This window comes from Tenacibaculum sp. TC6 (assembly GCF_050606265.1).
Classification (GTDB): Bacteria; Bacteroidota; Bacteroidia; order Flavobacteriales; family Flavobacteriaceae; genus Polaribacter.
This window is the reverse complement of record NZ_JBOCUK010000018.1, coordinates 27,818-52,881: the sequence shown is the minus strand read 5'-3', so window position 1 is coordinate 52,881 and position 25,064 is coordinate 27,818. Positions and strand designations below refer to the sequence as shown.

22 protein-coding genes are annotated in these 25,064 nt (G+C 32.1%); 13 read left to right on the top strand and 9 right to left on the bottom strand.

Annotated features, from left to right (window positions below; genetic code table 11):
- Positions 1–16: 16 nt before the first annotated feature.
- From ACQY1Q_RS11010 to ACQY1Q_RS10995, 4 genes are read right to left on the bottom strand one after another with little or no spacing between them, the layout of a single operon-like run.
- Positions 17–1,255, bottom strand: a complete 1,239-nt coding sequence (locus tag ACQY1Q_RS11010) for a DUF1015 domain-containing protein (RefSeq protein ID WP_431005372.1) — start codon at positions 1,253–1,255, stop codon at positions 17–19.
- 3 nt (positions 1,256–1,258) lie between these two features.
- Positions 1,259–2,212 carry an NAD(P)-dependent oxidoreductase gene (locus tag ACQY1Q_RS11005; RefSeq protein WP_431005371.1) on the bottom strand — a complete coding sequence of 318 codons (954 nt, stop codon included), beginning with the start codon at positions 2,210–2,212 and terminating at the stop codon, positions 1,259–1,261.
- A 32-nt stretch (positions 2,213–2,244) separates the two neighbouring features.
- A complete protein-coding gene (gene serC / locus ACQY1Q_RS11000) occupies positions 2,245–3,309 on the bottom strand; it encodes a 3-phosphoserine/phosphohydroxythreonine transaminase (protein ID WP_431005370.1) in 1,065 nt (354 codons plus the stop codon).
- Positions 3,310–3,358: 49 nt separating this feature from the next.
- Positions 3,359–4,420: an acyl-CoA reductase gene (locus tag ACQY1Q_RS10995; RefSeq protein ID WP_431005369.1), complete on the bottom strand. Its 1,062-nt coding sequence runs from the start codon at positions 4,418–4,420 to the stop codon at positions 3,359–3,361.
- 71 nt (positions 4,421–4,491) lie between these two features.
- On the opposite strand from ACQY1Q_RS10995, the gene ACQY1Q_RS10990 reads away from it, so the two are divergent.
- From ACQY1Q_RS10990 to ACQY1Q_RS10965, 6 genes are all read left to right on the top strand, one after another.
- On the top strand, positions 4,492–4,842 hold the full coding sequence (locus ACQY1Q_RS10990) for a 4Fe-4S dicluster domain-containing protein (RefSeq protein WP_431005368.1): 351 nt from the start codon (positions 4,492–4,494) through the stop codon (positions 4,840–4,842).
- 117 nt (positions 4,843–4,959) lie between these two features.
- A complete protein-coding gene (locus ACQY1Q_RS10985) occupies positions 4,960–5,715 on the top strand; it encodes a DUF6503 family protein (protein ID WP_431005367.1) in 756 nt (251 codons plus the stop codon).
- A 125-nt stretch (positions 5,716–5,840) separates the two neighbouring features.
- Entirely contained in the window at positions 5,841–7,514 is a 1,674-nt protein-coding gene (locus ACQY1Q_RS10980; RefSeq protein WP_431005366.1) for a sodium:solute symporter, read from the top strand.
- A gap of 85 nt (positions 7,515–7,599) precedes the next feature.
- Positions 7,600–9,039 (top strand): hypothetical protein, encoded by a 1,440-nt coding sequence (locus tag ACQY1Q_RS10975; protein ID WP_431005365.1) that lies wholly within the window; start codon positions 7,600–7,602, stop codon positions 9,037–9,039.
- Positions 9,040–9,049: 10 nt separating this feature from the next.
- Positions 9,050–10,012 (top strand): succinylglutamate desuccinylase/aspartoacylase family protein, encoded by a 963-nt coding sequence (locus tag ACQY1Q_RS10970; RefSeq protein WP_431005364.1) that lies wholly within the window; start codon positions 9,050–9,052, stop codon positions 10,010–10,012.
- 16 nt (positions 10,013–10,028) lie between these two features.
- Positions 10,029–10,487: a GNAT family N-acetyltransferase gene (locus ACQY1Q_RS10965; RefSeq protein ID WP_431005363.1), complete on the top strand. Its 459-nt coding sequence runs from the start codon at positions 10,029–10,031 to the stop codon at positions 10,485–10,487.
- Positions 10,488–10,540: 53 nt separating this feature from the next.
- Here the strand turns inward: ACQY1Q_RS10965 and ACQY1Q_RS10960 are convergent, their stop codons facing one another.
- Positions 10,541–11,383: a DUF2911 domain-containing protein gene (locus ACQY1Q_RS10960; protein WP_431005362.1), complete on the bottom strand. Its 843-nt coding sequence runs from the start codon at positions 11,381–11,383 to the stop codon at positions 10,541–10,543.
- 102 nt (positions 11,384–11,485) lie between these two features.
- On the opposite strand from ACQY1Q_RS10960, the gene ACQY1Q_RS10955 reads away from it, so the two are divergent.
- Positions 11,486–12,148 carry an aquaporin gene (locus ACQY1Q_RS10955; protein WP_431005361.1) on the top strand — a complete coding sequence of 221 codons (663 nt, stop codon included), beginning with the start codon at positions 11,486–11,488 and terminating at the stop codon, positions 12,146–12,148.
- Between the two features lie 78 nt (positions 12,149–12,226).
- On the opposite strand, the gene gldG is transcribed toward ACQY1Q_RS10955, so the two are convergent.
- Genes gldG through ACQY1Q_RS10935 form a run of 4 tightly spaced genes read right to left on the bottom strand, consistent with a single transcriptional unit; the run spans position 12,227 to position 15,767 of the window.
- Positions 12,227–13,867, bottom strand: coding sequence for a gliding motility-associated ABC transporter substrate-binding protein GldG (gene gldG / locus ACQY1Q_RS10950; RefSeq protein ID WP_431005360.1), 1,641 nt, complete (start codon positions 13,865–13,867; stop codon positions 12,227–12,229).
- Positions 13,860–14,579, bottom strand: coding sequence for a gliding motility-associated ABC transporter permease subunit GldF (gene gldF, locus ACQY1Q_RS10945; protein WP_431005359.1), 720 nt, complete (start codon positions 14,577–14,579; stop codon positions 13,860–13,862). The genes gldG and gldF overlap by 8 nt, the downstream gene beginning before the upstream one ends.
- Positions 14,580–14,595: 16 nt before the next feature.
- Complete coding sequence (locus ACQY1Q_RS10940; protein WP_431005358.1) at positions 14,596–14,892, bottom strand: putative quinol monooxygenase; 297 nt, start codon at positions 14,890–14,892, stop codon at positions 14,596–14,598.
- Between the two features lie 8 nt (positions 14,893–14,900).
- Positions 14,901–15,767, bottom strand: a complete 867-nt coding sequence (locus tag ACQY1Q_RS10935) for an SAM hydrolase/SAM-dependent halogenase family protein (protein WP_431005357.1) — start codon at positions 15,765–15,767, stop codon at positions 14,901–14,903.
- A gap of 119 nt (positions 15,768–15,886) precedes the next feature.
- Here ACQY1Q_RS10935 and ACQY1Q_RS10930 point away from each other — a divergent pair, with 119 nt between their 5' ends.
- The 6 genes from ACQY1Q_RS10930 to ACQY1Q_RS10905 all read left to right on the top strand — a co-directional run bounded on the left by ACQY1Q_RS10930 (position 15,887) and on the right by ACQY1Q_RS10905 (position 25,023).
- On the top strand, positions 15,887–16,840 hold the full coding sequence (locus ACQY1Q_RS10930) for a PhoH family protein (protein WP_431005356.1): 954 nt from the start codon (positions 15,887–15,889) through the stop codon (positions 16,838–16,840).
- Between the two features lie 2 nt (positions 16,841–16,842).
- A complete protein-coding gene (locus tag ACQY1Q_RS10925) occupies positions 16,843–17,442 on the top strand; it encodes a hypothetical protein (protein ID WP_431005355.1) in 600 nt (199 codons plus the stop codon).
- Between the two features lie 41 nt (positions 17,443–17,483).
- A complete protein-coding gene (locus ACQY1Q_RS10920) occupies positions 17,484–18,431 on the top strand; it encodes a phosphoribosylaminoimidazolesuccinocarboxamide synthase (protein WP_431005354.1) in 948 nt (315 codons plus the stop codon).
- A 151-nt stretch (positions 18,432–18,582) separates the two neighbouring features.
- Positions 18,583–19,044 carry a (2Fe-2S)-binding protein gene (locus tag ACQY1Q_RS10915; RefSeq protein ID WP_431005353.1) on the top strand — a complete coding sequence of 154 codons (462 nt, stop codon included), beginning with the start codon at positions 18,583–18,585 and terminating at the stop codon, positions 19,042–19,044.
- Between the two features lie 12 nt (positions 19,045–19,056).
- On the top strand, positions 19,057–21,282 hold the full coding sequence (locus ACQY1Q_RS10910) for a molybdopterin cofactor-binding domain-containing protein (RefSeq protein ID WP_431005352.1): 2,226 nt from the start codon (positions 19,057–19,059) through the stop codon (positions 21,280–21,282).
- 288 nt (positions 21,283–21,570) lie between these two features.
- Entirely contained in the window at positions 21,571–25,023 is a 3,453-nt protein-coding gene (locus ACQY1Q_RS10905) for a pyruvate carboxylase (RefSeq protein ID WP_431005351.1), read from the top strand.
- Positions 25,024–25,064: the final 41 nt, after the last annotated feature.

The following is a 25,064-nucleotide window of genomic DNA, read 5'->3' as shown; positions in this document are numbered from 1 at the left end:
GGTATAAGGTGAACTGTTAAAATTCATAAATAGTTAAAGCACTTCTTAATTTAGGTTCAATATAGGTAGTTTTAGGAGGCATAATGAGTCCGGCATCTACGATGTCTTTTATTTCTTGAATACTGGTTGCCAGCATTCCGAAAGAAACCCTGAAAGAGCCTTCATCAACTTTAGTTTTTAATTCCAGTCCGCCAGATTTATTTTGAGAATAAATTATTTTAGAATTGTTTCTGATATCATCAATTCCCAAAATAGGTTTTAGAACCGTTTTGTATAAAATTTGAGCATCTAATTTACTTAGTTCATCGGTAAATTGATAGGCAGATTTACGTAAGGTTAAAGAATAAAAATTGCCGTCTAAATACATGCTAAAATGATGTTTTTCTTTGGGCTTATATAATTCCTGACCTTTATTTTCAATTTTAAAAACAGTATCTAATTCGATTAAAAACTCTTCAGAAGTTAAGCCGTTTAAATCTTTAATAAATCGATTAAATTCATATACACATAACTGACTTTCGGGTAAAAGGTAACTCATAAAAAAGTTGTACGCTTCATTACCCGTATGCTGTGGATTTTGTTTCGCTAAATTTTCTGCCAACATGCAAGAAGATGTTGAACGATGATGTCCGTCAGCTATATAAAGCGTATTTACTTTTCCAAAGGCAGAGATCATTTTTTCAATATCTTCAGCATCACTAATAATCCAAAGTAAATGTAAATCTTTATCGGTTGTAGTAAATTCATACTCAGGCCTGTTAACACGATATTTTTCTATGATAGAATTAATAACGGTATTATCAGGATAGGTGAGTAAAACGGGCTCAGCATTAAACCCCGTATTTTTTAAATATTCTTCAAATAACAGCTCTCTTTGATGTAAAGTACTTTCGTGTTTTTTAATTACGTTGTTGTGGTAATCATATACAGAAGTAGCGGCAATTATTCCACAATAAGTGTGGTTAGAAGTTGTTTTTTGATAAATATAAAATCCGGGTACTTCATCTTGAGTTAAGTAGCCGTCTTCTTTAAATTCAAGGTATCTGTTGTGAACTAATTTAAAGCGTTGTTCTCCTGTAATTTCTTTTTGGTGATATTTATATCCCGGGTTAATAACGTGTAAAAACGTATAAGGGTTAAAGGCCAACTTAGCATTTAGTTGGTCATTGGTATAAATTTCGTATGATTTGGAAGAAACCAAAGCTACTTTGTCACGAGTAGCTCTAATTGCTTTAAAAGGTTTTACAATTGCCATGGTTTATTCTGAAAGTAATTCAATAAGTTGTTTTGCTAATTCAAGATCTATTTTTGCTTTAGCTTCAATTGTTGAAGAACCAATATGTGGTGTAAACGATATTTCAGGATTCATTAACAATTGTATTTCCGGAGTTGGTTGGTTTTCAAAAACATCTAAAGCCGCATATTTAATTTTCCCGTCTTCAATAGCATTTACCAATGCTATTTCATCTAAAGCGCCACCATAAGAAACGTTAATAATACCTGAACCATCTTTCATACTACTTAATTCTTGGGTACCAATAACATATTCATTTTGGTTTGAAACATGTAACGTAATAAAATCTGATTTTTTTAATACTTCTTGTAATGAAACAGTTTCCGGAGTAAAGCTTATAGACTGACCGTTATAAAAATTAAGTGTAATGTTTTTTTCTTCAGCATTATCGGTAACAAAAAGAACATTCATGCCAATACCAATAGCAATTTTAGCTACTTCATTTGCAGCAGAATCCGTTCCGATTATACCTAATGTTTTCCCTTTTAATTCGGTTCCGGTAGCATATTGTTTTTTTAAGGCATTAAATCTGCTGTCACCTTCAAGAGGCATATCTCTGTTAGATTGATGTAAAAAACGCACCATTCCAAATAAATGAGCAAATACAAGTTCTGCAATGGCATTAGCGGCAGCTTCTGTGGTATGTATTACATGAACCCCGTTTTCACGTGCAAAGTCAACATCAATAGTATCTAAATCAGCACCGGCTTTACCAATAAGCTTGATACTAGGGCAAGCTTCAATTAATTCCTGACGTACTTGGGTTGTTGGCCCCACTAAAATAGCATCAATAGAGTTATCATTGATATAATTTTCAAGTTGTTCTTGTGCTACGTTAGTATTAATAACTTCAAATCCTCCTTTTTCTAAAGCTGCAATTCCGCTTATAGAAATTCCATCATTTGCTAATATTTTCATTATCAGTTTTTCTAAAATATAATTATAGTTTTTTAAGCTTTTCTTTCAAGTTCTTGCATAACATCTACTAAAGCCTGAACACTATACAAAGGTAAGGCATTATACATGCTTGCTCTGTAGCCACCTGCACTTCTATGACCGTGTAGTCCATTTATATTGGCTTCTTTCCATAGCGTGTCAAATTTTTCAGTTAAGGAAGCGTCAGTCAATGTAAATGTTGCATTCATATGACTTCTGTCTTCTTTTTCTACTACACCTTTAAAAAGAGGGTTTCTATCAATTTCATGATATAAAAGAGCTGATTTTTGTTCGTTAACTTTTTCTATAAATTTAATGCCTCCTAAGTCTTTTAACCACTCTAATGTTAACATAGAAACATATACTGAAAATACAGGAGGTGTGTTAAACATGCTCTCTTTAGCAATATGTAGTTGGTAATTTAACATAGACGGAATGGTACGTTCTACTTTTCCTAAAATATCTTCTTTAACGACCACTAAAGTAGCTCCGGCTGGTCCCATATTTTTTTGAGCACCTGCATAAATTAAATCAAATTGTGAAAAGTCTAACTGACGTGAAAAGATATCAGAGCTCATGTCACAAATCATTGGAACAGAAACTGAAGGGAAACTTTTTATTTGTGTACCGTATATTGTATTATTACTGGTACAGTGAAAATAATCTACATCTGTAGGTACCGTATAGTTTTTAGGAATGTAGTTAAAGTTTTTGTCTTTAGAAGTAGCAACTTCTACTAAATCACCAAAAAGTTTAGCTTCTTTAATAGCATTGCTACTCCAAGTTCCCGTATTTAGGTATGCTGCTTTTTTATTTAGTAAATTATAAGCAGTCATTAAAAATTGAAAACTGGCACCCCCTTGTAAAAAAAGAGCCTGATACCCTTTATTTTCAAGACCAAGAAGTTCTAACGCTAAACTTCTTGCTTTTTCAATAACCTGAACAAATGGTTTACTTCTATGAGAAATTTCAATTAATGATAAATTGTCATTATTAAAATTGATAATAGCTTCAGAAGCTTTCTGTAATACTTCTTCCGGTAAAATACAAGGCCCGGCGCTAAAATTATGTTTTTTCATTATAGATGCGTGTTAGTTAACAAAGATGCAAATTATAAAAGTGTAAACCTTATAGTTTAGCTAAAAAGTCTAAGGTATTAATACCATCGGCATAATCCCAAAGATTAGGGTATTGTGTTTGTCCAAAAGCTATTTCATTTTCAATGAAATTATTAGCCACAACACATTGAATTTTATCACGATCTTCATATAATTTAATTTTTAAATTGTCAGAATCATCGTAATATTCATAAAAAACGGTGGCAATAGGAGAGGCATAACTTTCATCTTCTTTAATCATTAAAAAGCCATTTTCTAAAATATCAAATTCGCTCATTAAATACACTGCTTTATTATAATCATAATTATTAGCATATTTAACAGTGTTGATTATTTCATGAGAGTTGTACATTCCTCTAAAAAAATAATCAAAATCAAAATCTTTAGGAACAAAAAGTTTAGAAACTGAACGACAGCCTAAACCAAAGTATCTGAAAATATCTTCACTTAGCTTTTCAAAATCTTTTTCTGTTTCGTTTCCGGTAATAACAGCTACAGAGTTTCTGTTTTTTCTAATGATATTTGGTTTTCCTTTAAAATAGTATTCAAAATATCTTGCGGTGTTATCACTTCCTGTTGCTATTACAGCATCAAAATCAGATAACTTCCCTTCGGTAAATGAAATTTTTCCTTTTAATTCCGGAGCAACATATTCTAAATACTTAGCTAAGAAAGGAAGTAAATGTTTATCGTTAGAAGATTGTTTTACTATCACAGAATGTCCGGAAATTAGTACTGATAAAAAATCATGAAAACCAACAAGAGGAATGTTTCCGGCCATTATAATGGCTATTTTTTTAGGCGTATTAGCACCAATAGATTCATTAGTAATCCAATGCTCTAGATTATCTTTAGTTAAAGCTTTTGACCAGTTTTCGGTAGTAAAAAGTAAATTATCTTTGGTAAACCATGAATTGTTTTCTTCTGCTATTTTTAATTGATGTTTAAATCCGTCAAAGAATAAATCGTTAAAAGGAATATTTTCTTTTTTGGTGATTTCTTGGTTAGAAAACTGACTTAAAAAGTCGCCTAATTTACTAAAAGCGTCTATTCTGCTTTTTATATTTTCCATTTATATTGGTTCTAAATTAAATTGGAACTATTTTTGCGTTTGCAAAGTTACAAAACTGAAAGTGATTTATTATGGCAATTATAATAACAGATGAGTGTATAAATTGTGGTGCTTGTGAACCGGAGTGCCCAAATACAGCTATATATGAAGGTGCTGATGATTGGCGTTATGCCGATGGTACCGACCTGGAAGGTGATGTTGTGTTACCTAACGGAAGAAAAGTAAACGCAAATGAGGAACAAGAACCTATTTCTGATGAAATTTATTACATTGTGGCAGATAAGTGTACAGAATGTAAAGGTTTTCATGAAGAACCACAGTGTGCTGCTGTTTGTCCGGTAGATTGTTGTGTTCCTGATGATAACAACGTAGAAACTGAAGACGAGTTATTGGCAAAGCAACGTTTTATGCATAAAGACTAGTTGTTTTGTAAAGAATAAAAATAGAATCCTGAATATATATTCAGGATTTTTTTATGCTTACATTGTAATTTTATTGTGTTTTTTCGACAGACCAAAGAATAAACTTTATACGTTAAAATGAAAAAAATAATTCTACTATTTACGGTAAGCTTACTTATTAGTTCATGCAAAACATCTGCTAAAAAAGAAGAAAAAGAAGAAATTCAAAAAGAAAAATATCCGGAAGCATTAGCTAAAGTGTTAGAAAAACATGGAGGTATTAAAACATGGAAGAACGCTAAAACCATGTCTTTTTCTGTAAACGGTGAAGAACATACGGTAGATTTACCAACCAGAAAAACAGTAGTAAGCTCAGATGCTTATTCATTAGGTTATGATGGTGAAAAAGTATGGCTTAGCCAACAAGATTCTACAGCTTTTAAAGGAAAACCTGATTTTTACTACAACTTATATTTTTACTTTTATGCCATGCCTTTTGTGTTAGCCGATGACGGAATTGTGTATTCGGATACTGAGCCTCTAACTTTTGAAGGGAAATCATATCCGGGAATTAAAATATCATATAAAGCCAATGTAGGAACTTCTCCTGATGATAATTATTTTATATATTACAACCCGGAAAGCTATCAAATGGAATGGTTAGGCTATACGGTTACGTATTTTTCTAAAAAGCCCTCTGATAAATTTAACATAATTCGTTATAACGATTGGGAAAATGTTAACGGTTTGCTGTTACCTAAATCTCTAACTTGGTACAAGAAAGATGAAAAGGGTAATCCTACCGAACCGGCAAGAGAACCTTTACAGTTTTCTTCAGCATTGGTAACTCAAGCTTCATTAGCAGATAGCTTTTTTGAAGAACCAAAAAAATAAAATTTTAATATATGAGCCCCCAGAAATATAGTTGGAAACGCGAATATACTTTAGTACTCGTAGCAAATTTAATTTACATAGTGTTGTTTTATATAATCATGAATAAATTTACACAGTAGATAGATATGCAGAGTATTGATTGGATAGTTCTTTCCGTAACCTTATTATTTATTGTTGTTTACGGAGCTTGGAAAACAAGAGGAAGTAAAAGCGTTGAAGAATATATTAAAGGAGGTAATGAAACAAAGTGGTGGACTATTGGTTTGTCTGTAATGGCAACTCAAGCAAGTGCCATCACTTTTTTATCTACACCCGGACAAGCTTTTCATAGTGGAATGGGGTTTGTTCAGTTTTATTTCGGTTTACCTATTGCTATGGTAATCATTTGCTTGGTGTTTATTCCTATTTACCATAAGTTAAATGTATATACTGCGTATGAATATTTAGAAGGAAGGTTTGATAAGAAAACCAGAACTCTAACAGCTATACTATTTCTTATTCAAAGAGGGTTGGCTGCCGGAATAACCATTTTTGCTCCTGCTATTATTTTGTCGGCGGTATTAGGTTGGGATTTAGTTGTATTGAATATCGTAATAGGTATTTTAGTAATTGTTTATACGGTTTCAGGCGGAACCAAAGCGGTAAGTGTTACGCAAAAACAGCAAATGGCAGTTATATTTATAGGAATGTTTATTGCTTTTTATGTCATTTTACAATACTTGCCCGAAGGAATCACTTTTATAAAAGCTCTTGAAATTGCAGGAGCTAACCATAAAATGAAAGTGTTAGATTTTTCTTGGGATTTGAATAATCGTTATACAGTTTGGACAGGTTTGTTAGGTGGTACTTTTTTAATGCTGTCTTATTTTGGTACCGATCAAAGTCAGGTTCAACGTTATCTTTCCGGAAAATCGTTAAGAGAAAGTCAACTAGGTCTTATTTTTAACGGATTGCTAAAGGTTCCGATGCAATTTTTTATTTTATTGGTAGGAGTTATGGTGTTTGTTTTTTACCAATTTAATAGTGCTCCTATAAACTTTAACCCTAAGGCACAGGAAGTAATTAATAAATCTGAATATGCTGCTGCTTATGAAAAACTAGAGTTGCAGCATAAAGAAATAGAAGAGCAAAAAAAACAATTAGTATATGGTGAATTAACAACCGATGTTAAAACACGCATACAAGAATTAAATAAACAAGACACAGCGTTAAAAGAAGAGGCTAAAGTATTACTTAAAAAAGCAGATGCAGAGGTTGAAACTAATGATAAAGATTATGTATTCATTCAGTTTATTTTAAAATATTTACCTAAAGGATTAATAGGATTGTTGTTGGCTGTAATTCTTTCAGCCGCTATGTCTTCTACAGCATCAGAATTAAATGCCTTGGCGTCAACAACTGCTATAGATTTATATAAAAGAAATGTTACTAAAGAGTATAATGAAAAGCATTACGTAACCATGTCTAAATGGTTTACACTAGCGTGGGGAATCCTGGCTATTTTAGTAGCCTGTATAGCTAATTTGTTTGATAATTTAATACAGTTGGTTAATATTATAGGTTCTATTTTTTATGGAAATGTGCTGGGAATTTTTCTGTTAGCATTTTTTGCAAACTATGTAAAAGGAAATGCTGTTTTTATAGCTGCTATTATTACACAGATTATTATTATAGCTGTTTGGTATATAGATTGGTTACCTTATTTATGGCTAAATGCTTTAGGCTGTGGTATTGTAATTTTACTGGCTTTTTTAATAGAAAGTACTTCAAGAATGTTGTTTATAAATAATCAAAAATAACAGTTATAACATCTGTTTTTTTACTACTTTTAAATTGTCTGAAGTATCTATATTCAGATTTAAATTTAAAAATAATAAAAGTAAGATGACAAACATTGAGGTTGTGAAACCTAATTCATTTAACAATGAAAATCATTGGTATCCTAAGGCTTTAAACGCTACCATTCATCCAATGGTGAATTTCTTTTTAAACTTAGATAAAGAAAGAATTATAGCCAGATATTGCCATTTACACCCTAAAGTTAATAAAGAAAAGTTACACGAAATATTATCATATGAATGTAAATACTTTTTGTGGGGAGGAGCAGATTTAATCAATTCTACCTCTGCTGATGGAGATAAAAATATGGTTATTATTGAAAATAACTCTTGTCCATCCGGTCAAAAATCTATGCCTCTGTTAGATGATAATAAAGAAGAGGGGTCATATAGATTACTTATAGAAAGAACATTTAAGCCTATTTTAGATAGAAGGCAACGAAATCTGGTAAAAGATGGTAGAATTGCTGTTTTATACGATAAAAATTATATGGAAACTTCCGGGTATGCCGGAGTTATAGCTAATGTTTTTAAAGAAAATATTTTTTTAGTTCCGTATTTTTCTAACAAAGAAAATGATCATATTAAAATAGAAAAAGAAATATTCTACTTAAAACATGAAGGAGAATGGATTCCTTTGAGAGGTATTTTCAGGTATGTAACTCAAAAACCATGGAACAGATTTCCAATAGCCAGTAAAACTAAAATATTAAACCCAATTATTACCTGTTTAGCCGGAGGTAGAAATAAAATGGTAGCTGCTAAAGCTTACGATATTTATAATACAGAACTGGAAGAACACGGAATGAAAATTAACATACCGGATACTATATGGGATGTTAGTAAAAATGAAATTCCGTTATGGGTAAAAAAATTGGGAGGACAAGCGGTAATTAAAATACCGTATAGTAATGCAGGTCAAGGAGTATACACGATAGTAAATGAAGAAGAGTTGGAAGAGTTTATGAAGTTAGATATCGAGTATGAGCGATTTATAGTACAAAGTTTAATAGGTAATTATAATTGGAGTTCTATTAGTAAAAAAGGGAAGTATTATCATGTAGGTACAATGCCAAATACAAAAGGAGAAACCTATGTGTCTGATATTCGTATGATGGTGAGTAGTACTAAAGATGGAATTAAACCTTTATGTATGTACTCAAGAAGAGCTTTACTTCCGTTAGTTGATGATTTAAAAGATAGTAAAGATTCATGGCAAATTTTGGGAACTAATTTATCAGTTAAGTTAGGAGACAACCAATGGTCATCTGATACCAATCGTTTACTGATTATGGATAGAAGAGATTATAATAGGTTAGGATTAGGAATTGATGATTTAATTGAAACATTTATACAAACCGTATTGTCCACTATTGCTATAGATAAAATGTGTATGAGTTTAGTTAACTCAAAAGGAAAGTTTAAAAAGAAGTTATTCAGTTCATTAAATAATGACTCAACTTTATTAAACGAATTATACTCATAAAATTTAATATATGAATGAGGGGGTAAAATATATAGAAGAGTTAAAAATTAGCGATACACCTAAAAATACGATACAAAATTATTGGTTAAAGTTAACAACCAATGCTTTAGGAATGCCTATTAACATTCCTGTTATGGTTGCAAGAGGGAAAGAGGATGGTATTGTTGTTGGAGTTACTGCTGCGGTTCATGGAAATGAACTAAATGGTATATCGGTAATTCAAAGGCTGTTTAGAGATTTAGATACTAATAATATGAAAGGCACTATTGTAGGAATTCCTATTGTTAATATTCCTTCATATGTTAGAGGAACCAGGGTGTTTAGTGATGGAGCCGATATTAATAGAATAATGCCGGGAAAACCTAATGGAAATGCCAGCGAAGTATATGCTAATAGATTTTTAAATTTAATAGTTACCAAATTTGATTACCTGTTAGATTTGCATACTGCCAGTTTTGGAAGAGTGAATTCATTTTACATTAGAAGTGACATGAATAATGAAATCACCAGAAAATTGGCGTTGCTACAAGATGCTGAAATCATTGTGCATACACCTCCGTCTGATGGAACTTTAAGAGGGGCAGCTGAAGAACTAGGAGTTCCCTCTATTACTATCGAAGTTGGAAATCCACATAGTTTTCAGAAAAAAGTAATTAAAAGTGGAGTTTCCGGGGTACATAATGTATTATCATATTTAGGAATTATTGATGATGAAATTGATACTTCAGATAATGATACTATAGAGTGTTATAAGTCGTATTGGTTATACACACAAGAAGGAGGTTTGCTTACAGTGCATGTGGATTTAAGAGAAATAGTTGAGAAAGACGATCATATTGCTACGGTTAGAGATGTTTTTGGGAACACTATTAAAAAGTATTATGCACCTGAAAAAGGAATTGTAGTAGGTAAAAGTGTTAATCCAGTAAACCAATCGGGAGGACGAATTATCCATTTAGGAATAATGAAGTAAAAAATAATGGGAGAAAATGGTAACTACTAGAAAAGCAATACTTGAAGATTTACCTATATTATTAGATTTTGAACAAGAGTTAATCAAAGCAGAACGTCCTTTTGACAGTACTTTTAAAGAAGGCAAAATATCATACTATAATATAGAAAAAATGATTGCCTCTGATGAGGTAGAACTTATTGTTGCAGAAGAGAATAATGAAATAATAGCTTCCGGTTATGCTAGTATATTTATACCAAAATCATACTTTAAATTCAGCAAGTTTGCATATTTAGGGTTTATGTATACAAAACCATCACGTAGAGGTAGAGGTATAAATAAATTAGTAGTAGAAGCGCTGTTTAATTGGGTACGTAGTCAAGATATAGATGAAGTTAGGTTAGATGTGTATGATAGTAATTACGGAGCTATTAAAGCTTATGAAAAAGTAGGCTTTCAAAGACACTTATTAAAAATGAGAATGACTCTTGAATAAATAAAAAATCCCGGTGAAAATCCGGGATTTTTTATTTATTATGAATTAAAAGGTTACTTCATATCAGCTAAAAACTCTTTGTTCATTTTTATGTAATTATCATTACCAGCTTTTTCGGCTCCGGCTAATGATGCTTGTGCAGCTTTAATGGCACCTTTTTTATCACCTGCTTTAGCTAAAATTAAAGATTGTTGACGTTGAAACCAAAAACGAGGTTGCTCTTTAGTCATATCAACAGCCTTATTTATCCAACCTTTAGCCTTTTGAATATCTTTACCTTCTCTTAAGTAGTATACAGCTGCAGCATAATAATCATCAGCAGAAGGACCACTCATAATTTTAGCAATGCTAGCTTCTACACCTTTGTCTGTAGGGGTGCTAAATTTAACACCAACATAAGCATTTTCCCATAAGATACCTAAAACTGCTGAGTTGGTAGTAACATCATCAATTGAAATAGTAAAAGTTTCTATTTTCATTGGCATATTTTCAACCTTAGCAGTAGTTGTTAATGCCACGTTTTCATCTTTCCACTCTCTTGGTGTTCCCCAGTTATTGCTATCAGAATAGAAAATAACTTCCCAAGAATTTTGATTTGGCTTTGTGTAAATAGCGTATGTTCCTTTTTTTAGTTCTTTTCCATCAATAGTAACATCATCACTAAAGGTAATTTTTGTGTTAGCATTAGCTCCGGTTCTCCATACTTTTCCGTAAGGAACTAAATTTCCGAAAATAGCTCTTCCTCTCATTCCCGGTCTTGAATATTCAACGGTTACGTCAGTTAAACCTACTTTTTGTTCTAATTTAGAAGAAGGGCTAGGGGCTGGAGTTTGTACTTGTGCGTTTATGTTTGCTGACAACGCAACAACAAATAAACTTAATAGAAGTTTTCTCATTATATGATGGTTTTTGTTTTTAATTAGTTTGCTAAAATTACGATGAAAAATAGCTATTAATGTTAACAAAAACTTAAAATAAGTGAACGTATCTTTGTAAACATGAAAAAATATATTTCTGAAATTATAGGAACGTTCTCTCTTATTTTTTGCGGTACAGGAGCAATGACTATCAATGAAGTCACAGGAGGAGAAGTAACTCACATCGGAGTGGCAATTACTTGGGGATTAATTGTTATGGCTATGATTTATGCTTTTGGTGAAACTTCCGGAGCTCATTTTAATCCGGCTGTAACCATTGCTTTTGCCTTTGCTAAAAAATTCTCATGGAAAGAGGTGCCTAAATATATCATAGCGCAATTTATAGGAGCTTTATTAGCAAGTACAATACTTTGGGTTCTTTTTCCAAATAGTGAATATTACGGAGCTACAATTCCTATACTAACTCCATGGCGAGCTTTTATTTTGGAATTACTATTAACGTTCTTTTTAATGCTTACAATTATCAATGTTTCAACCGGAAGCAAGGAAGTTGGAGTTATGGCAGGAATTGCTATTGGTGGAGTCGTATTACTGGAAGCTATGTTTGCAGGACCGATGACAAAAGCTTCTATGAACCCGATAAGATCATTAGCTCCGGCAATTATATCAGGTCACTACGAACATTTATGGTTATATATAACAGCTCCCATACTAGGGGCATTACTTGCAGTAATATCTTGTAAATTGGTGAAAGATGATAATTGTTGTAATTCACATTGCTAGAAAGCATATTGCTTTACTACTGGTTAATTTTACAAGGGTATAAAAAAAGAAACTTTTATATTTTCTTGAATGCGAAAATTATGAATATTTCTTTTTTCTCAAATACCCAAAACAAAGACCAAAAATAGCCAAGATAGCTAAAGGAAGCCCTATATTTAAAAACTGCCAGAAACGTTTCTCAGCATAAGCTTTCTGTTTGTCTAAAAGATGTATTTGTATCGTTTTATTTCTTAACTTAATCAACCCTGAGTCATCCAACAAATAATCTATAGCATTTACTAAAAATTCTTTATTTCCGTAGTAATCTCCTGTCCATTTATCTTTTGATAAATCGTAAGGTTTACCTTTTAAAATTTGATTTTTAGCAAGATCCCCATCGGCAACAACAATCATCTTAGTAGTGATGGAGTCAGAAGTCATATTTTTAAGAGCAAAAGGTTTTACTCTGTTTTTGTAAGCAGAGGTAAATTTACCTTCTAATAAAACGGCTAGCAATTGTGGACCGGAAGTGTATTCTTCTTGTTTCGGTTCTTGGGCTATACTACTTAACTCAACAAAAGTGGGAGTTCCTATTTTTTTAGTTAATTCTGAAGAAACCAATAAAGGTGTTTTTTTAATATTTCCCTTTAAGATATCTATTTGCGTGGTAAATTGAAAGCGTACCGGAGCTATATTTTTAGTAATAGGATGATTAGGATTACCACTTACTAATGGATCATAAAACCAGTTTAAATGCTGAAACTGTGTTTGATTTCCCATATTTCCGGTAGCTAAAGGTATTTTTGCACTATAAAGGTCTTGAATAAGTTTGTTATTAATTCTTATTTGATAGCTAAATAATAAATCAGTTAAATTAAGATCTCTAGGAAAAGCCATCATTTTACCTTCATTGTATAAACTGTCAGTATCAGAGTAATTAGCATCAATCATCCATAAGCTTTTTCCTCCTTTGGTTATAAACTGATCTAAAACAAATTTTTCTTCTTCTGAAAAACGCTTGGTAGGTTTTGCAATAAAAGCTAAATCGTATTGAGTTAAATCTTGTAACGTTTTTTGTGGATTCTTAGCTACACTATCTAGTGTAAATTTGGCTAATCGATACTTGTTTTTAAGGGTAGATAAAATACTGTACAAATAAATATCATCCAATTCTCCATTTCCGGAAATAACAGCAATTTTTTGCTTCGCATCTTTTAAAATTATGCTTATTGCACTTGCAAAAGAGTACTCTAGTTTTTCAATGGCATTTTGAAGTTGAGCTTCTTGTGTTTTAAGAGCAGAGTCCGGTAATAAAGAAACTAACTCGGTTTTGTTTCCATAAATGAGTTCAGCCCAAGGAAATATAATAGCTTCAGAGAGTTTACCATCTTCTTCAACAGTTAACTGACTGGGTAACATTCCTTTTTTTATAAGCCGTTCTCTACTGGTGTCCGGATTAATAAAGCGGAATTGAATATTAGAATTTTTAGCTTTTAATTCGTCTAAAAACTGACGGGTTTCAATTTGTAATCTTTTAAATTCCGAAGGAAAATCACCTTCTAAATACACATTGATTAAAAGTGGTGTCTCAATCTGTTCAATAAGATTTGTTGTAACTGTTGAAAGTGTATACCGTTGATCGTAAGTAACATCAAAACGTTTGTATATACGATTCCCTAAGAAGTTTAAAAACAATAATCCTGTGAAAACTAAAACAATATGTTGAATCTTTTTATTCATTTTTTAAGTGTTGTTTAGTGATGAATAAGAAGAAAAATGTTACACTAACGAAATAAATAATATCTCTAGTATCAATTACCCCTCTGCTAATACTTTTATAATGCTCATTAATACCAAATTGTTGTACTATATAGCCCGAATTACCAAGAGATTTCCCTAAAGTGTCCATTCCGAAATACAATAAAAAGGTAATAAAAACAGCCAAAATAAAAGCTACGATTTGATTGTTCGATAGCGTAGAGGTAAATAAGCCTATGGCTGTATAGGTTGAAGCAAGAAAAAGCAAGCCCAAGTACGAGCCTAAAGTGCTTCCGGTATCTATATTACCTACAGGATTTCCTAGTTGAAATACAGTATATACGTAAGTAAGTGTAGGCAAAAGAGCCATAAAAACTAAGAGTAATGAAGCTAAAAACTTACCCAAAACAATTTGCCAATCCGTTAAAGGAATAGTTTTTAAAATTTCTATAGTGCCATTAGTGTATTCATCAGCAAAGCTTTTCATGGTAATTGCCGGAATTAAAAATAAAAATAACCAAGGAGCCAAATAAAAATAGCTATTTAAGTCGGCAAAACCAGCATTAAGTATATTCAAATTATCTTTAAATACCCATAAAAATAAACCGTTTACAAGCAAAAATACACCAATTACTAAGTAAGCAATGGGTGAAGCAAAAAATGAAGTAAACTCTTTTTTTAATATTGAAAACATGATAACGTTTTAGATTTTAACTGAGAGATGTAACTTTATCAACACTCCATGCAGCAGGCTTGTCATTAAATAAAACTTTTGTTTGTGCCCAAACACTTTTAAATAACTCAGAATTTCTATAGTTTTCTAAATCCTGTTCAGCTTCCCAGTAACTATAAGTAAAAAATACATTGTCTTGTGTTTTATCTCTATACAATTCTAATAAACGACAGCCATCGGAATTTCGTATATCTTCTTTTTTTTGATTAAAAAGGGTTAAAAATTCTTCAATTTTTTCAGGATGAAAACTCATTTTAACTATACGTACAAACATATTTATTACTATTCGTTTACAGATATAAATTCGGGTTTAACAATCTCTTCAAACTCAATAATTACAGTATCGCGGTATTTTAATCCAAGTAAAGAAGAAGCACCGCCAACGGTTTCTAAATTACTCCTGTAAATGGCAATTTCTAAAAATCCGGCAGAATTAAAGATAGCTAATTTTTCACCGTCATATTGTCGTTTTTCTTCAGGAATAGAATAATCAACAATTTCATTATAGCGATTAAAAACCTGTCTAAATTGATATCTACCTGCGGTAATTGTAAAATCACGTCCTTTACCAATTGAGTTAAATAACTTTTGATTAATATTGGTAATTACATTTCCGTAATTATCAATATAAATAACGCCTCCTTTAATTATAGTTTGTGCCTGATTGGTTTTAGGTTGAATTTCTACCAATTTCTTTAACGTAGGAATTTCTTTTCCAACTACATTTAAGCTACCGCCACGAGCAATATGAGAAGCAACTTTTACAAAAACATCTAAAACAGGGAAACTGGTATTTACATGATGATGAATGTTAATTTCAACAATCTTTGTAGGGTTTATTTCAGAAGCAATCATTGAAATAAGCCCGTTATCAGGACAAATAAAATACTGATTATCTAACTCTATAGCAATATGCTTATTCTCAATACTAAGTTCAGAATCAACACCAACAATATGAATGGTATTATCAGGGAAACTCTTATAAGCATTTTTTAAAATATAGGCCGTTTCAGTAATGTTAAAAGGAGATATATGATGGGTAATATCAACAATAATAGCATCGGGTAATTCAGAATAAATAGCCCCTTTTACAGCACCTATAAAGTGGTCTTTGATTCCAAAATCGGTTGTTAATGTTATGACAGCCATTTACTTAGATGCTTGTTGGTTTAATTGTGAAAAATTATGTTGAAAATTATAGCAAAACTAAGCAATTCATAAAAAATAATCGTTACTTTTAGATGGAATAATATTAAAACTAATAACATTTGAACGAACGTATTATTGAATTAACAGAAATCAATCCAAATGATTTTTTTGGAGCTCAAAATAGCACCATCACTCAATTAAGAACGTACTTTCCGAAAATAAAAATAGTTGCTAGAGGAAATAATTTAAAAATTTACGGAGAACCTGATATTTTAGATGAATTTGAAAAGCGTTTAGAAATGCTTATCAAATATTTTAACAGGTATAACAGACTTGATGAAAATAGTATTGAGCGTATTTTAACTTCTACAGGTAAAGAAGAAGAGCTTAATAAAAACGGAAAAAAAAGTGATGTTTTAGTTCACGGAGTAAGTGGTAAGCTAATTAGACCGGAAACAGAAAACCAACGTAAAATGGTTACGTTGATGGGTAAAAACGACATGCTTTTCGCTGTAGGACCCGCCGGAACCGGAAAAACATATACAGCGGTAGCTTTAGCCGTTAAAGCCCTGAAAGAAAAAGAAGTCAGACGAATAATTTTAACCCGTCCAGCTGTTGAATCAGGTGAAAATTTAGGTTTTTTACCCGGTGATTTGAAAGAAAAATTAGATCCGTATATGCAACCATTATATGATGCGCTTAGAGATATGATACCTCATGAAAAATTGCAAGCATATTTAGAAAACGGAACCATACAAATTGCACCGTTAGCCTTTATGCGTGGTCGTACCTTAGATAATGCTTTTGTAATTTTAGATGAAGCGCAGAACACTACGCATGCACAGATGAAAATGTTTTTAACCCGTATGGGAAGGCATGCTAAATTTGTAATTACAGGAGATCCCGGACAAATAGATTTACCTAAAAGACAAGTATCCGGATTAAAAGAATCTCTCTTAGCATTGAAAGATATTGAGGGTATAGCCCAGATTTATTTAGATGATAAAGACGTAATTCGTCATCGTTTGGTAAGAAAAATTATTACAGCCTATAAAAGCATTGAAACAGAATAACTATGCTTAAAGACATAAGTTTTCAAGAGTATTTATCAATTGGGTATTTATTTTTGGTTGTATTAGGTGTAACATCAGAAGCTTTGTTTTATGGTTTTTTAGACGTTAACTATCTCGAATATGTATCAATATTAGATGCTTTGTTAACCCCAATCTCATTATTAAATACCAATAAGATATTATTTGGAGCCCTGATTTTTTTTAGCTTTTTAGTGTTATTTTGGGTAGTTAGAGCTCCGAAAGTTCATGAAAAATATAAAAACGAAAAGTGGTATCAAAAGTTTAATAGTGGAGAGAGTGAAAAGAAAGGAATTAAACTTGACGGAAAAAAGGGCTTCTTACAAATTGTTTTATATTTTTTGTTTGCATTAATCTTGGGGTTCAGACTGGGAGCTGGTGTAAAGTATAAGAAAAAACTAGAGCAAAAGAAATTTGAGAGTGATTATGTGTTAGTGTTTAAAGACAATACTGAATTGAAGGTGAAAAAAATAGGGGTTAATAGTGCCTATATATTTTATGTAGAAGATAATGATGATACAGTAACCATAACTCCGATAGCTGATAATATTAAACAGATAAAAAGAATTAAAAAAGAAAAGTAAAAAACTTACATTTGCACCCTACAACACAACAATAACAATAAATGAATACAATTAACGAAACTAACTTTCAGTTTCCGAATCAAAAATCTGTTTACAAAGGTAAAGTAAGAGAAGTTTATAACATTAATAATGAATTATTAGTAATGATAGCTTCTGACAGATTATCTGCTTTTGATGTGATTTTACCTCGTCAAATTCCGTATAAAGGGCAAATTCTTAATCAGATAGCAACCAAAATGATGAATGATACAGCTGATGTTGTTCCAAACTGGTTAATAGCTAATCCGGATGAAAATGTAGCGGTGGGGCATTTATGTGAGACATTCAAAGTAGAAATGGTAATCAGAGGATATTTATCAGGGCATGCGGCACGTGAGTATCATGCAGGTAAAAGAATACTTTGTGGTGTTGAAATGCCGGAAGGAATGAAAGAAAATGATAAGTTTCCAACACCTATTATTACGCCTTCTACAAAAGCAGACAACGGAGAGCATGATGAAGACATTTCACGCGAAGCCATTTTAGCTAAAGGAATTGTTTCAGAAGAAGATTATTTAGTTTTAGAAGAATATACTCGTAAGTTATTTGAAAGAGGTACAGAAATTGCCCAAAAAAGAGGGTTGATTTTAGTAGATACTAAATATGAATTTGGAAAAACAAAAGACGGAAAGATTGTATTGATTGATGAAATACATACACCGGATTCTTCTCGATATTTTTATGCAGAAGGTTATGAAGAACGTCAAGCAAAAGGAGAAAAACAAAAACAATTATCTAAAGAATTTGTACGTCAATGGTTAATTGAAAACGGATTTCAAGGAAAAGACGGACAACAAACCCCTGAAATGTCTGATGAAAAGATTAATGAAATTTCAAACCGATATATTGAATTGTACGAGCAAATCACCGGAGAAACTTTTGTAAAAGCAAATACGGATAATGTATTACAACGTATAGAAAAAAATGTTACAAACTTTTTAAGTAAATAAAAAGCACCATATAAATTATGTATATAGGCAACCATTAAGGTTGCCTTTTCTTTTTTGAAATATTATAAAAGTATCATAAAAAAATAATCGAATTTTAAATAAACTTATATTTTTTGTAACTTACCCATGACGAAATAAAACTAACTATATAATGCCAACTTACAACTTAAAAATCAATGGAGAGGTGGTAACTGTTACTGCCGATTCCGATACCCCGTTACTTTGGGTTTTACGAGATAATTTAAACATGGTAGGTACTAAATTTGGCTGTGGAATAGCCCAATGTGGTGCTTGCACGATTCATGTTGATGGTAAAGCTATGAGAAGTTGCCAGTTACAAGTGTCAATGATAGAAAATGAAGAAATTACAACTATAGAAGGACTATCTAAAGAAGGAAATCACCCTTTACAGGAAGCATGGAAAGAAGTGGATGTGCCTCAATGTGGATACTGTCAGGCAGGACAAATTATGACAGCAGCTTCATTTTTAAAAGAAAATCCTAAACCTACTACGCAAGAAATACGTGAAGCCATGCATGGAAACTTGTGTAGATGCGCTTCGTATAACAGAATAGAAAAAGCAGTGGCTTTAGCTGCAGAAAAAATGTCTTAAAAAAATTAAACGATGAGCACTCAAGAAAATAAAGTAACGTTTAGCAGAAGAAATTTTTTAAGAGCTTCTGCACTAGCCGGAGGAGGAATCATGATTGGGTTTAATTTATTTACAGCATGTAAACCTAATGTAGAACCATCGGTAGATGTTGAAAATTTAAATTTTAATGATTTTAATGCCTTCATTAAAATCTCTGATGAAGGATATGTAACCATTTATTCTCCAAATCCTGAAATAGGGCAAGGGGTTAAAACCACAATGCCAATGATTGTGGCAGAAGAATTAGATATTGATTGGGATAAAGTACATGTAGTACAAGCGCCATTGGACACTAAAAGCTATAAGCGTCAATTAGCGGGAGGAAGCCAGTCTATTCGTCAAGGTTGGACTGCTCTTAGACAAACTGGGGCAACGGCTAAACAAATGTTAATCAATGCAGCCGCAGTAAAATGGGGTGTTGATGCAACCACTTGTTCAGCTTCAAAAGGTGTAATAACTAATGCGAATGGAGATAAGTTAGGGTATGGAGATGTAGTAAAAGAAGCAGTCGCATTAGAAATTCCGGAAAATGTAACACTTAAAAAACCTTCGGAATTTTCTATTATAGGAAAAAATGCGACCAATGTTGATGTAGATAAAATAGTAACAGGAAAACCATTATTCGGACTAGATTATAAAGAAGAAGGAATGGTATATGCTGCTGTAGTAAGACCTCCTTCTTTTGGAGAAGAATTAGTGTCATTTGATGCTTTAGAAGCTAAAAAAGTAGCTGGAGTGATTGATGTTATTACTATTGGAGAAAAAGCAAGAAACTTTATAGAATCTGGAAAGAATAATTGGACTTTTAAACTAACAAAATCAGATAAAGTTGTTGTAATTGCAGAAAATACTTGGGCGGCTATTAAAGGAGCAAAAGCAATTAAAGCAATGTGGAAGCCAAGTTCTCAGTTAGAAGATACAAAACTTCATGATGAAAAACTAGTAAGTTTATTAGATGGAAATAAGTTTGATATAAGAAGAGAAGATGGAAATGTAAGTAAAGCATTTTCGGAAGCAGACAAGGTAATAGAACGCACATATCACTCGCCTTTTTTACCACATAATTGTATGGAGCCCATGAACTTTTTTGCAAATGTAACATCAGATAAAGTGCATTTGGTTGGTCCTGTGCAAACACCGGAGTTCGCAGCTCAGGTTGCATCTGAAATGTTAGGAAGAGGTTTAGAACAGGTTCATGTTGAAATGACAAGAATGGGAGGTGGTTTTGGAAGAAGATTGTATGGTGATTTTGTATATGAAGCATTAGAAATAGCTGATAAAATTAAGAAACCTATAAAAATGGTTTCTACCAGAGAAGAAGATATAACAGCAGGTATTTATCGTCCGGCAATTAAATATCGAATTGCAGCATCAATTAAAGATGGAAAAGTAACAGGATATCATTTAAAAGAAGCAGCAATAAATGATAATATGTACGGATTAATACCTCACTTTTTTCCGGCAGGATGTATTCCTAATTATAAGGTTTCTACGGTAAACTATAAAAGTAATATAAGTACAGGAGCTTGGAGAGCACCTTATACTAACTTTTTAGGATATGCCGAACAATCATTTTTTGATGAGCTGGCTGCAGAGTTAAATCAAGATCCGGTACAATTACGTTTAGAGTTGTTAGAAAATGTAAAAAATACAGAAGACAAAAGAATAGAGTATTCAGGAAAGCGTATGCAAGATGCTATTCGATTGGTTGCTGAAAAAGGAGGATGGGGTAAAGCAAGAGATGGTGTTTACCAAGGATTTTCTGCATACTATAGCCATAATACCCATGTAGCTGAATTAGCGGAGGTTGAGTTAAAAGATGGAGTACCGGTAGTAACTAAAGTAGTAGTTGGGGTAGATTGTGGTATTGTAGTAAACCCTACCGGAGCAGTAAATCAGGTTCAAGGAGGTGTATTAGATGGTATAGGGCATGCAATGTATGGAGATTTTACATTTGATAATGGTAAACCGTCTCACAAAAATTTTGATACCTATCGTTTAATTCGAATGAATGAAACACCAAAAGTAGAAGTACATTTTGTACAAAATGAACTATCTCCAACTGGTTTAGGAGAACCCGGATTACCACCGGCAGGCGGAGCAGTTGCTAATGCCATATTTAAAGCATTAAATAAACGCTTATACAAACAACCGTTTTTTAAAGAATTAAATACTGAAGAGGAAAAAATTATAGGATAGCTAACAACTATTCTGAATAATAAAAGGTGCTATTTATAGCACCTTTTTCTTTTTTATGTTGCGAAAAGTTTATAAAATTAATAAAAAAAAGATTAAATGTTGTGTTTTATATAAGAATATTACAAAATTAGTGGTTTTTTTATTTTTTAATGTTTTAATAGTATCTATTTTGTTGTTTTTAGTTTAAAATTTTAATCATATAACTTAAAAATACATTAAAAAATAAAAAAAAGGTAACTTTGTTGGGTAACAAAACACAATCAATTATCATATAAACATTTACAACCAATGAAAATACAAAAAGTACTCGTTGCCAATCGAGGAGAAATTGCTATTAGAGTTTTCAGAGCCTGTGTGGAAATAGGAATTAAAACTGTGGGAATTTATACTTATGAAGATAGATATTCATTACATCGCTATAAGGCAGATGAATGTTATCAAATAGGAGAAGATAATGAACCCTTAAAGCCATATTTAGACATTGAAGCAATTATTAAAGTTGCGAAAGACAATAATGTTGATGCTATTCATCCCGGGTACGGATTTTTATCTGAAAATGCTGAATTTGCTCAAAAATGTGAGGAAAACGGAATTATTTTCATTGGCCCCAAAGTATCGGTTTTAAGAGCTTTAGGAGATAAAATTACGGCTAAAAAAGTAGCGGTAACTCAACATGTGCCTATTATTGAAAGTAGTAAAGAAGAGCTAGTTACTGTTGAGGTAGCTTTGGAGGAAGCAGAAAGAATAGGATACCCGGTAATGTTGAAAGCGGCTTCCGGAGGAGGAGGAAGAGGAATGCGTGTTATTAGAAATGAAAATGAATTACTAAAAGCATTTCCTGAAGCAAGAAGAGAATCGTTAAACGCTTTTGGAGATGATACTGTTTTTCTTGAAAAATATGTTGAAAACCCTAAGCACATAGAAATACAAATAGTGGCTGATGCCTATGGAAATATTGTTCATTTATTTGAAAGAGATTGTTCTGTACAACGTCGTTATCAAAAAGTAATTGAAATAGCTCCTTCTATAGGATTATCAGAAGATATTAAAAATAAATTGTACAAATATGCTATTGATATTTGTAAGGCTGTTGATTATAATAATATAGGAACAGTTGAGTTTTTGGTTGATGATGATAACTCGATTTACTTTATTGAAGTAAATCCACGTATTCAGGTAGAGCATACCGTAACAGAAATGGTAACTAATATTGATTTGGTAAAAACACAACTTTTTGTAGCTGGTGGATATAAATTAGCTGACAAACAAATTAAAATACCAAATCAAGAATCAATAACCGTTACAGGGCATGCTTTACAATGTAGATTAACAACTGAGGATCCTGCTAATGATTTTAAACCTGATTATGGTACTGTAACAACTTACCGTAGTGCCTCTGGTTTTGGTATTCGACTAGATGCCGGAAGTATTTATCAAGGCGTAAAAATTTCTCCGTTTTTTGATTCTATGCTAGTAAAAGTTTCAGCAAGAAGCAGAACTTTTGACGGCGCTTGTAGAAAAATGTTAAGAGCTTTAGCAGAATTTAGGGTAAGAGGAGTTAAAACCAACATAGCCTTTTTAGAAAATATTTTACAACACCCTACTTTTAGAGAAGGAGCAGTTACCGTTAACTTTATTAAAAATGAACCTAAATTATTTGAGTTTAGAGAACCTAAAAACAGAGCAAATAAATTAATTAATTTCTTAGGAGAAGTTATTGTAAACGGAAATCCTGATGTAAAAAAAGTAGATTCTTCTTTTAAATTTACAACGCCTAAAGTACCAAAATTTGATAAATCTGAAGCTTATCCTAGAGGAACAAAAGATATTTTAACAGAGTTAGGACCTGAAAAGTTTGCAGAATGGCTTAAAAACGAAAAACAAGTACATTTTACTGATACGACAATGCGTGACGCACATCAGAGTTTGTTAGCAACACGAATGCGTACAGTAGATATGCTAAAAGTAGCAGAAGGATATGCTAAAAATCATCCGGAAATCTTCAGTATGGAAGTATGGGGAGGTGCTACTTTTGATGTGTGTTTACGTTTCTTACAAGAAAACCCGTGGGAACGCCTGGCTTTATTAAGAAAAGCAATGCCTAATGTTTTATTGCAAATGCTAATTAGAGGATCTAATGGAGTTGGCTATACAGCCTATCCGGATAATTTAGTTGAAAAGTTTGTAGAAAAATCATGGGAAACAGGAGTGGATGTTTTTAGAATTTTCGATTCTTTAAACTGGATGAAATCTATAGCACCATGTATTCAACACGTAAGAACCAAAACACAAGGGTTAGCAGAAGCCTCTTTGTGTTATACCGGAGATATACTTAATCCTAGTAAAACTAAATATAATCTTAACTATTATATACAATTAGCAAAAGATATAGAAAATGCCGGAGCTCATATTTTAGGAGTAAAAGATATGGCCGGATTATTAAAACCTCAGGCGGCTTATGAATTAATTTCGGCGTTAAAATCTGAAATTAACATTCCAATTCATTTGCATACACATGATACATCATCAATACAATCAGCAACGTATTTAAAAGCTATTGAGGCAGGTGTTGATGTGGTTGATGTAGCCTTGGGAGGTTTATCAGGATTAACTTCTCAACCAAATTTTAACTCTTTAGTTGAAATGCTTCGCTTTAATGAAAGAGAAAATCAGATCAATACTGAAAAGTTAGCAGAATATTCTAATTATTGGGAGGTAGTAAGAAAATACTATTATCCGTTTGAATCCGGATTAAAATCAGGAACCGGAGAAGTATTTGAACATGAGATACCGGGAGGGCAATATTCTAACCTAAAAGGGCAAGCTATTGCTTTAGGATTAGAAGATAAATTTACCGAAGTAACAAAAATGTACGGAGAGGTAAATAAAATGTTCGGAGATATAATAAAAGTGACACCAAGTTCTAAAGTAGTAGGTGATATGGCTCAATATATGGTGAGCAATAACTTAACTGTTGAAGACGTTATGGAAAAGGGAGATACAATTTCGTTTCCACAATCGGTTATTAGTTTCTTTAAAGGAGATTTAGGGCAACCTGTTGGAGGTTTTCCTGAGAAGCTACAAAAAATCATTTTGAAAACGGAAAAACCTTATACTGACAGACCAAATGCACATTTAGAGCCTATTGATTTTGAAAAAGAGTTCAAAGCATTTAAAGAACAGTTTAAAAAAGGAATGGGGCGTGAATTAGAAATAACAGATTTCTTATCATATAAACTGTATCCTAAAGTGTTTACTGATGCTTACAACAATCATTTGAAGTATGGTAATGTGATGAATATACCTACGAAAAACTTCTTCTTCGGAATGGAAGTAGGGGAAGAAATAATGGTAGATATTGAACCAGGTAAACGTGTATTAATATCATTAATTCAAAAGAGCGAACCGGATGAAAACGGAAATGTAAATGTCTTCTTTAAGGTTAACGGGCAAATGAGAAATGCTTTAATTAAAGATAACTCAATAAAAGTAAGTAAGGTTGAAAATAAAAAAGCAGAAACCAATAATAAAAAACAGGTTGGTGCTCCTCTGCAAGGATTACTGTCAAATGTTTTAATAAATAGTGGTGATAAGGTAAAGGAAAATCAACCGTTATTTATCATAGAAGCAATGAAAATGGAAACTACGGTTACAGCAGTTTCATCAGGAGTTGTTAAGAAGGTAGAACTTGAAGCCGGAACATTAGTTGACGCGAATGATTTAGTGCTGGAATTGCAATAAGTTGTTTTGAAATGCTCTTAAAAAAGTTTACTTTCGCAACG

What these genes read in the sequence shown, in the direction of transcription:
- ACQY1Q_RS11010 (WP_431005372.1), bottom strand. Translation starts at nt 1,255, where the DNA reads ATGGCAATTGTAAAACCTTTTAAAGCAATTAGAGCTACTCGTGACAAA.
- ACQY1Q_RS11005 (WP_431005371.1), bottom strand. Translation starts at nt 2,212, where the DNA reads ATGAAAATATTAGCAAATGATGGAATTTCTATAAGCGGAATTGCAGCT.
- serC (WP_431005370.1), bottom strand. Translation starts at nt 3,309, where the DNA reads ATGAAAAAACATAATTTTAGCGCCGGGCCTTGTATTTTACCGGAAGAA.
- ACQY1Q_RS10995 (WP_431005369.1), bottom strand. Translation starts at nt 4,420, where the DNA reads ATGGAAAATATAAAAAGCAGAATAGACGCTTTTAGTAAATTAGGCGAC.
- ACQY1Q_RS10990 (WP_431005368.1), top strand. Translation starts at nt 4,492, where the DNA reads ATGGCAATTATAATAACAGATGAGTGTATAAATTGTGGTGCTTGTGAA.
- ACQY1Q_RS10985 (WP_431005367.1), top strand. Translation starts at nt 4,960, where the DNA reads ATGAAAAAAATAATTCTACTATTTACGGTAAGCTTACTTATTAGTTCA.
- ACQY1Q_RS10980 (WP_431005366.1), top strand. Translation starts at nt 5,841, where the DNA reads ATGCAGAGTATTGATTGGATAGTTCTTTCCGTAACCTTATTATTTATT.
- ACQY1Q_RS10975 (WP_431005365.1), top strand. Translation starts at nt 7,600, where the DNA reads ATGACAAACATTGAGGTTGTGAAACCTAATTCATTTAACAATGAAAAT.
- ACQY1Q_RS10970 (WP_431005364.1), top strand. Translation starts at nt 9,050, where the DNA reads ATGAATGAGGGGGTAAAATATATAGAAGAGTTAAAAATTAGCGATACA.
- ACQY1Q_RS10965 (WP_431005363.1), top strand. Translation starts at nt 10,029, where the DNA reads ATGGTAACTACTAGAAAAGCAATACTTGAAGATTTACCTATATTATTA.
- ACQY1Q_RS10960 (WP_431005362.1), bottom strand. Translation starts at nt 11,383, where the DNA reads ATGAGAAAACTTCTATTAAGTTTATTTGTTGTTGCGTTGTCAGCAAAC.
- ACQY1Q_RS10955 (WP_431005361.1), top strand. Translation starts at nt 11,486, where the DNA reads ATGAAAAAATATATTTCTGAAATTATAGGAACGTTCTCTCTTATTTTT.
- gldG (WP_431005360.1), bottom strand. Translation starts at nt 13,867, where the DNA reads ATGAATAAAAAGATTCAACATATTGTTTTAGTTTTCACAGGATTATTG.
- gldF (WP_431005359.1), bottom strand. Translation starts at nt 14,579, where the DNA reads ATGTTTTCAATATTAAAAAAAGAGTTTACTTCATTTTTTGCTTCACCC.
- ACQY1Q_RS10940 (WP_431005358.1), bottom strand. Translation starts at nt 14,892, where the DNA reads ATGTTTGTACGTATAGTTAAAATGAGTTTTCATCCTGAAAAAATTGAA.
- ACQY1Q_RS10935 (WP_431005357.1), bottom strand. Translation starts at nt 15,767, where the DNA reads ATGGCTGTCATAACATTAACAACCGATTTTGGAATCAAAGACCACTTT.
- ACQY1Q_RS10925 (WP_431005355.1), top strand. Translation starts at nt 16,843, where the DNA reads ATGCTTAAAGACATAAGTTTTCAAGAGTATTTATCAATTGGGTATTTA.
- ACQY1Q_RS10920 (WP_431005354.1), top strand. Translation starts at nt 17,484, where the DNA reads ATGAATACAATTAACGAAACTAACTTTCAGTTTCCGAATCAAAAATCT.
- ACQY1Q_RS10915 (WP_431005353.1), top strand. Translation starts at nt 18,583, where the DNA reads ATGCCAACTTACAACTTAAAAATCAATGGAGAGGTGGTAACTGTTACT.
- ACQY1Q_RS10910 (WP_431005352.1), top strand. Translation starts at nt 19,057, where the DNA reads ATGAGCACTCAAGAAAATAAAGTAACGTTTAGCAGAAGAAATTTTTTA.
- ACQY1Q_RS10905 (WP_431005351.1), top strand. Translation starts at nt 21,571, where the DNA reads ATGAAAATACAAAAAGTACTCGTTGCCAATCGAGGAGAAATTGCTATT.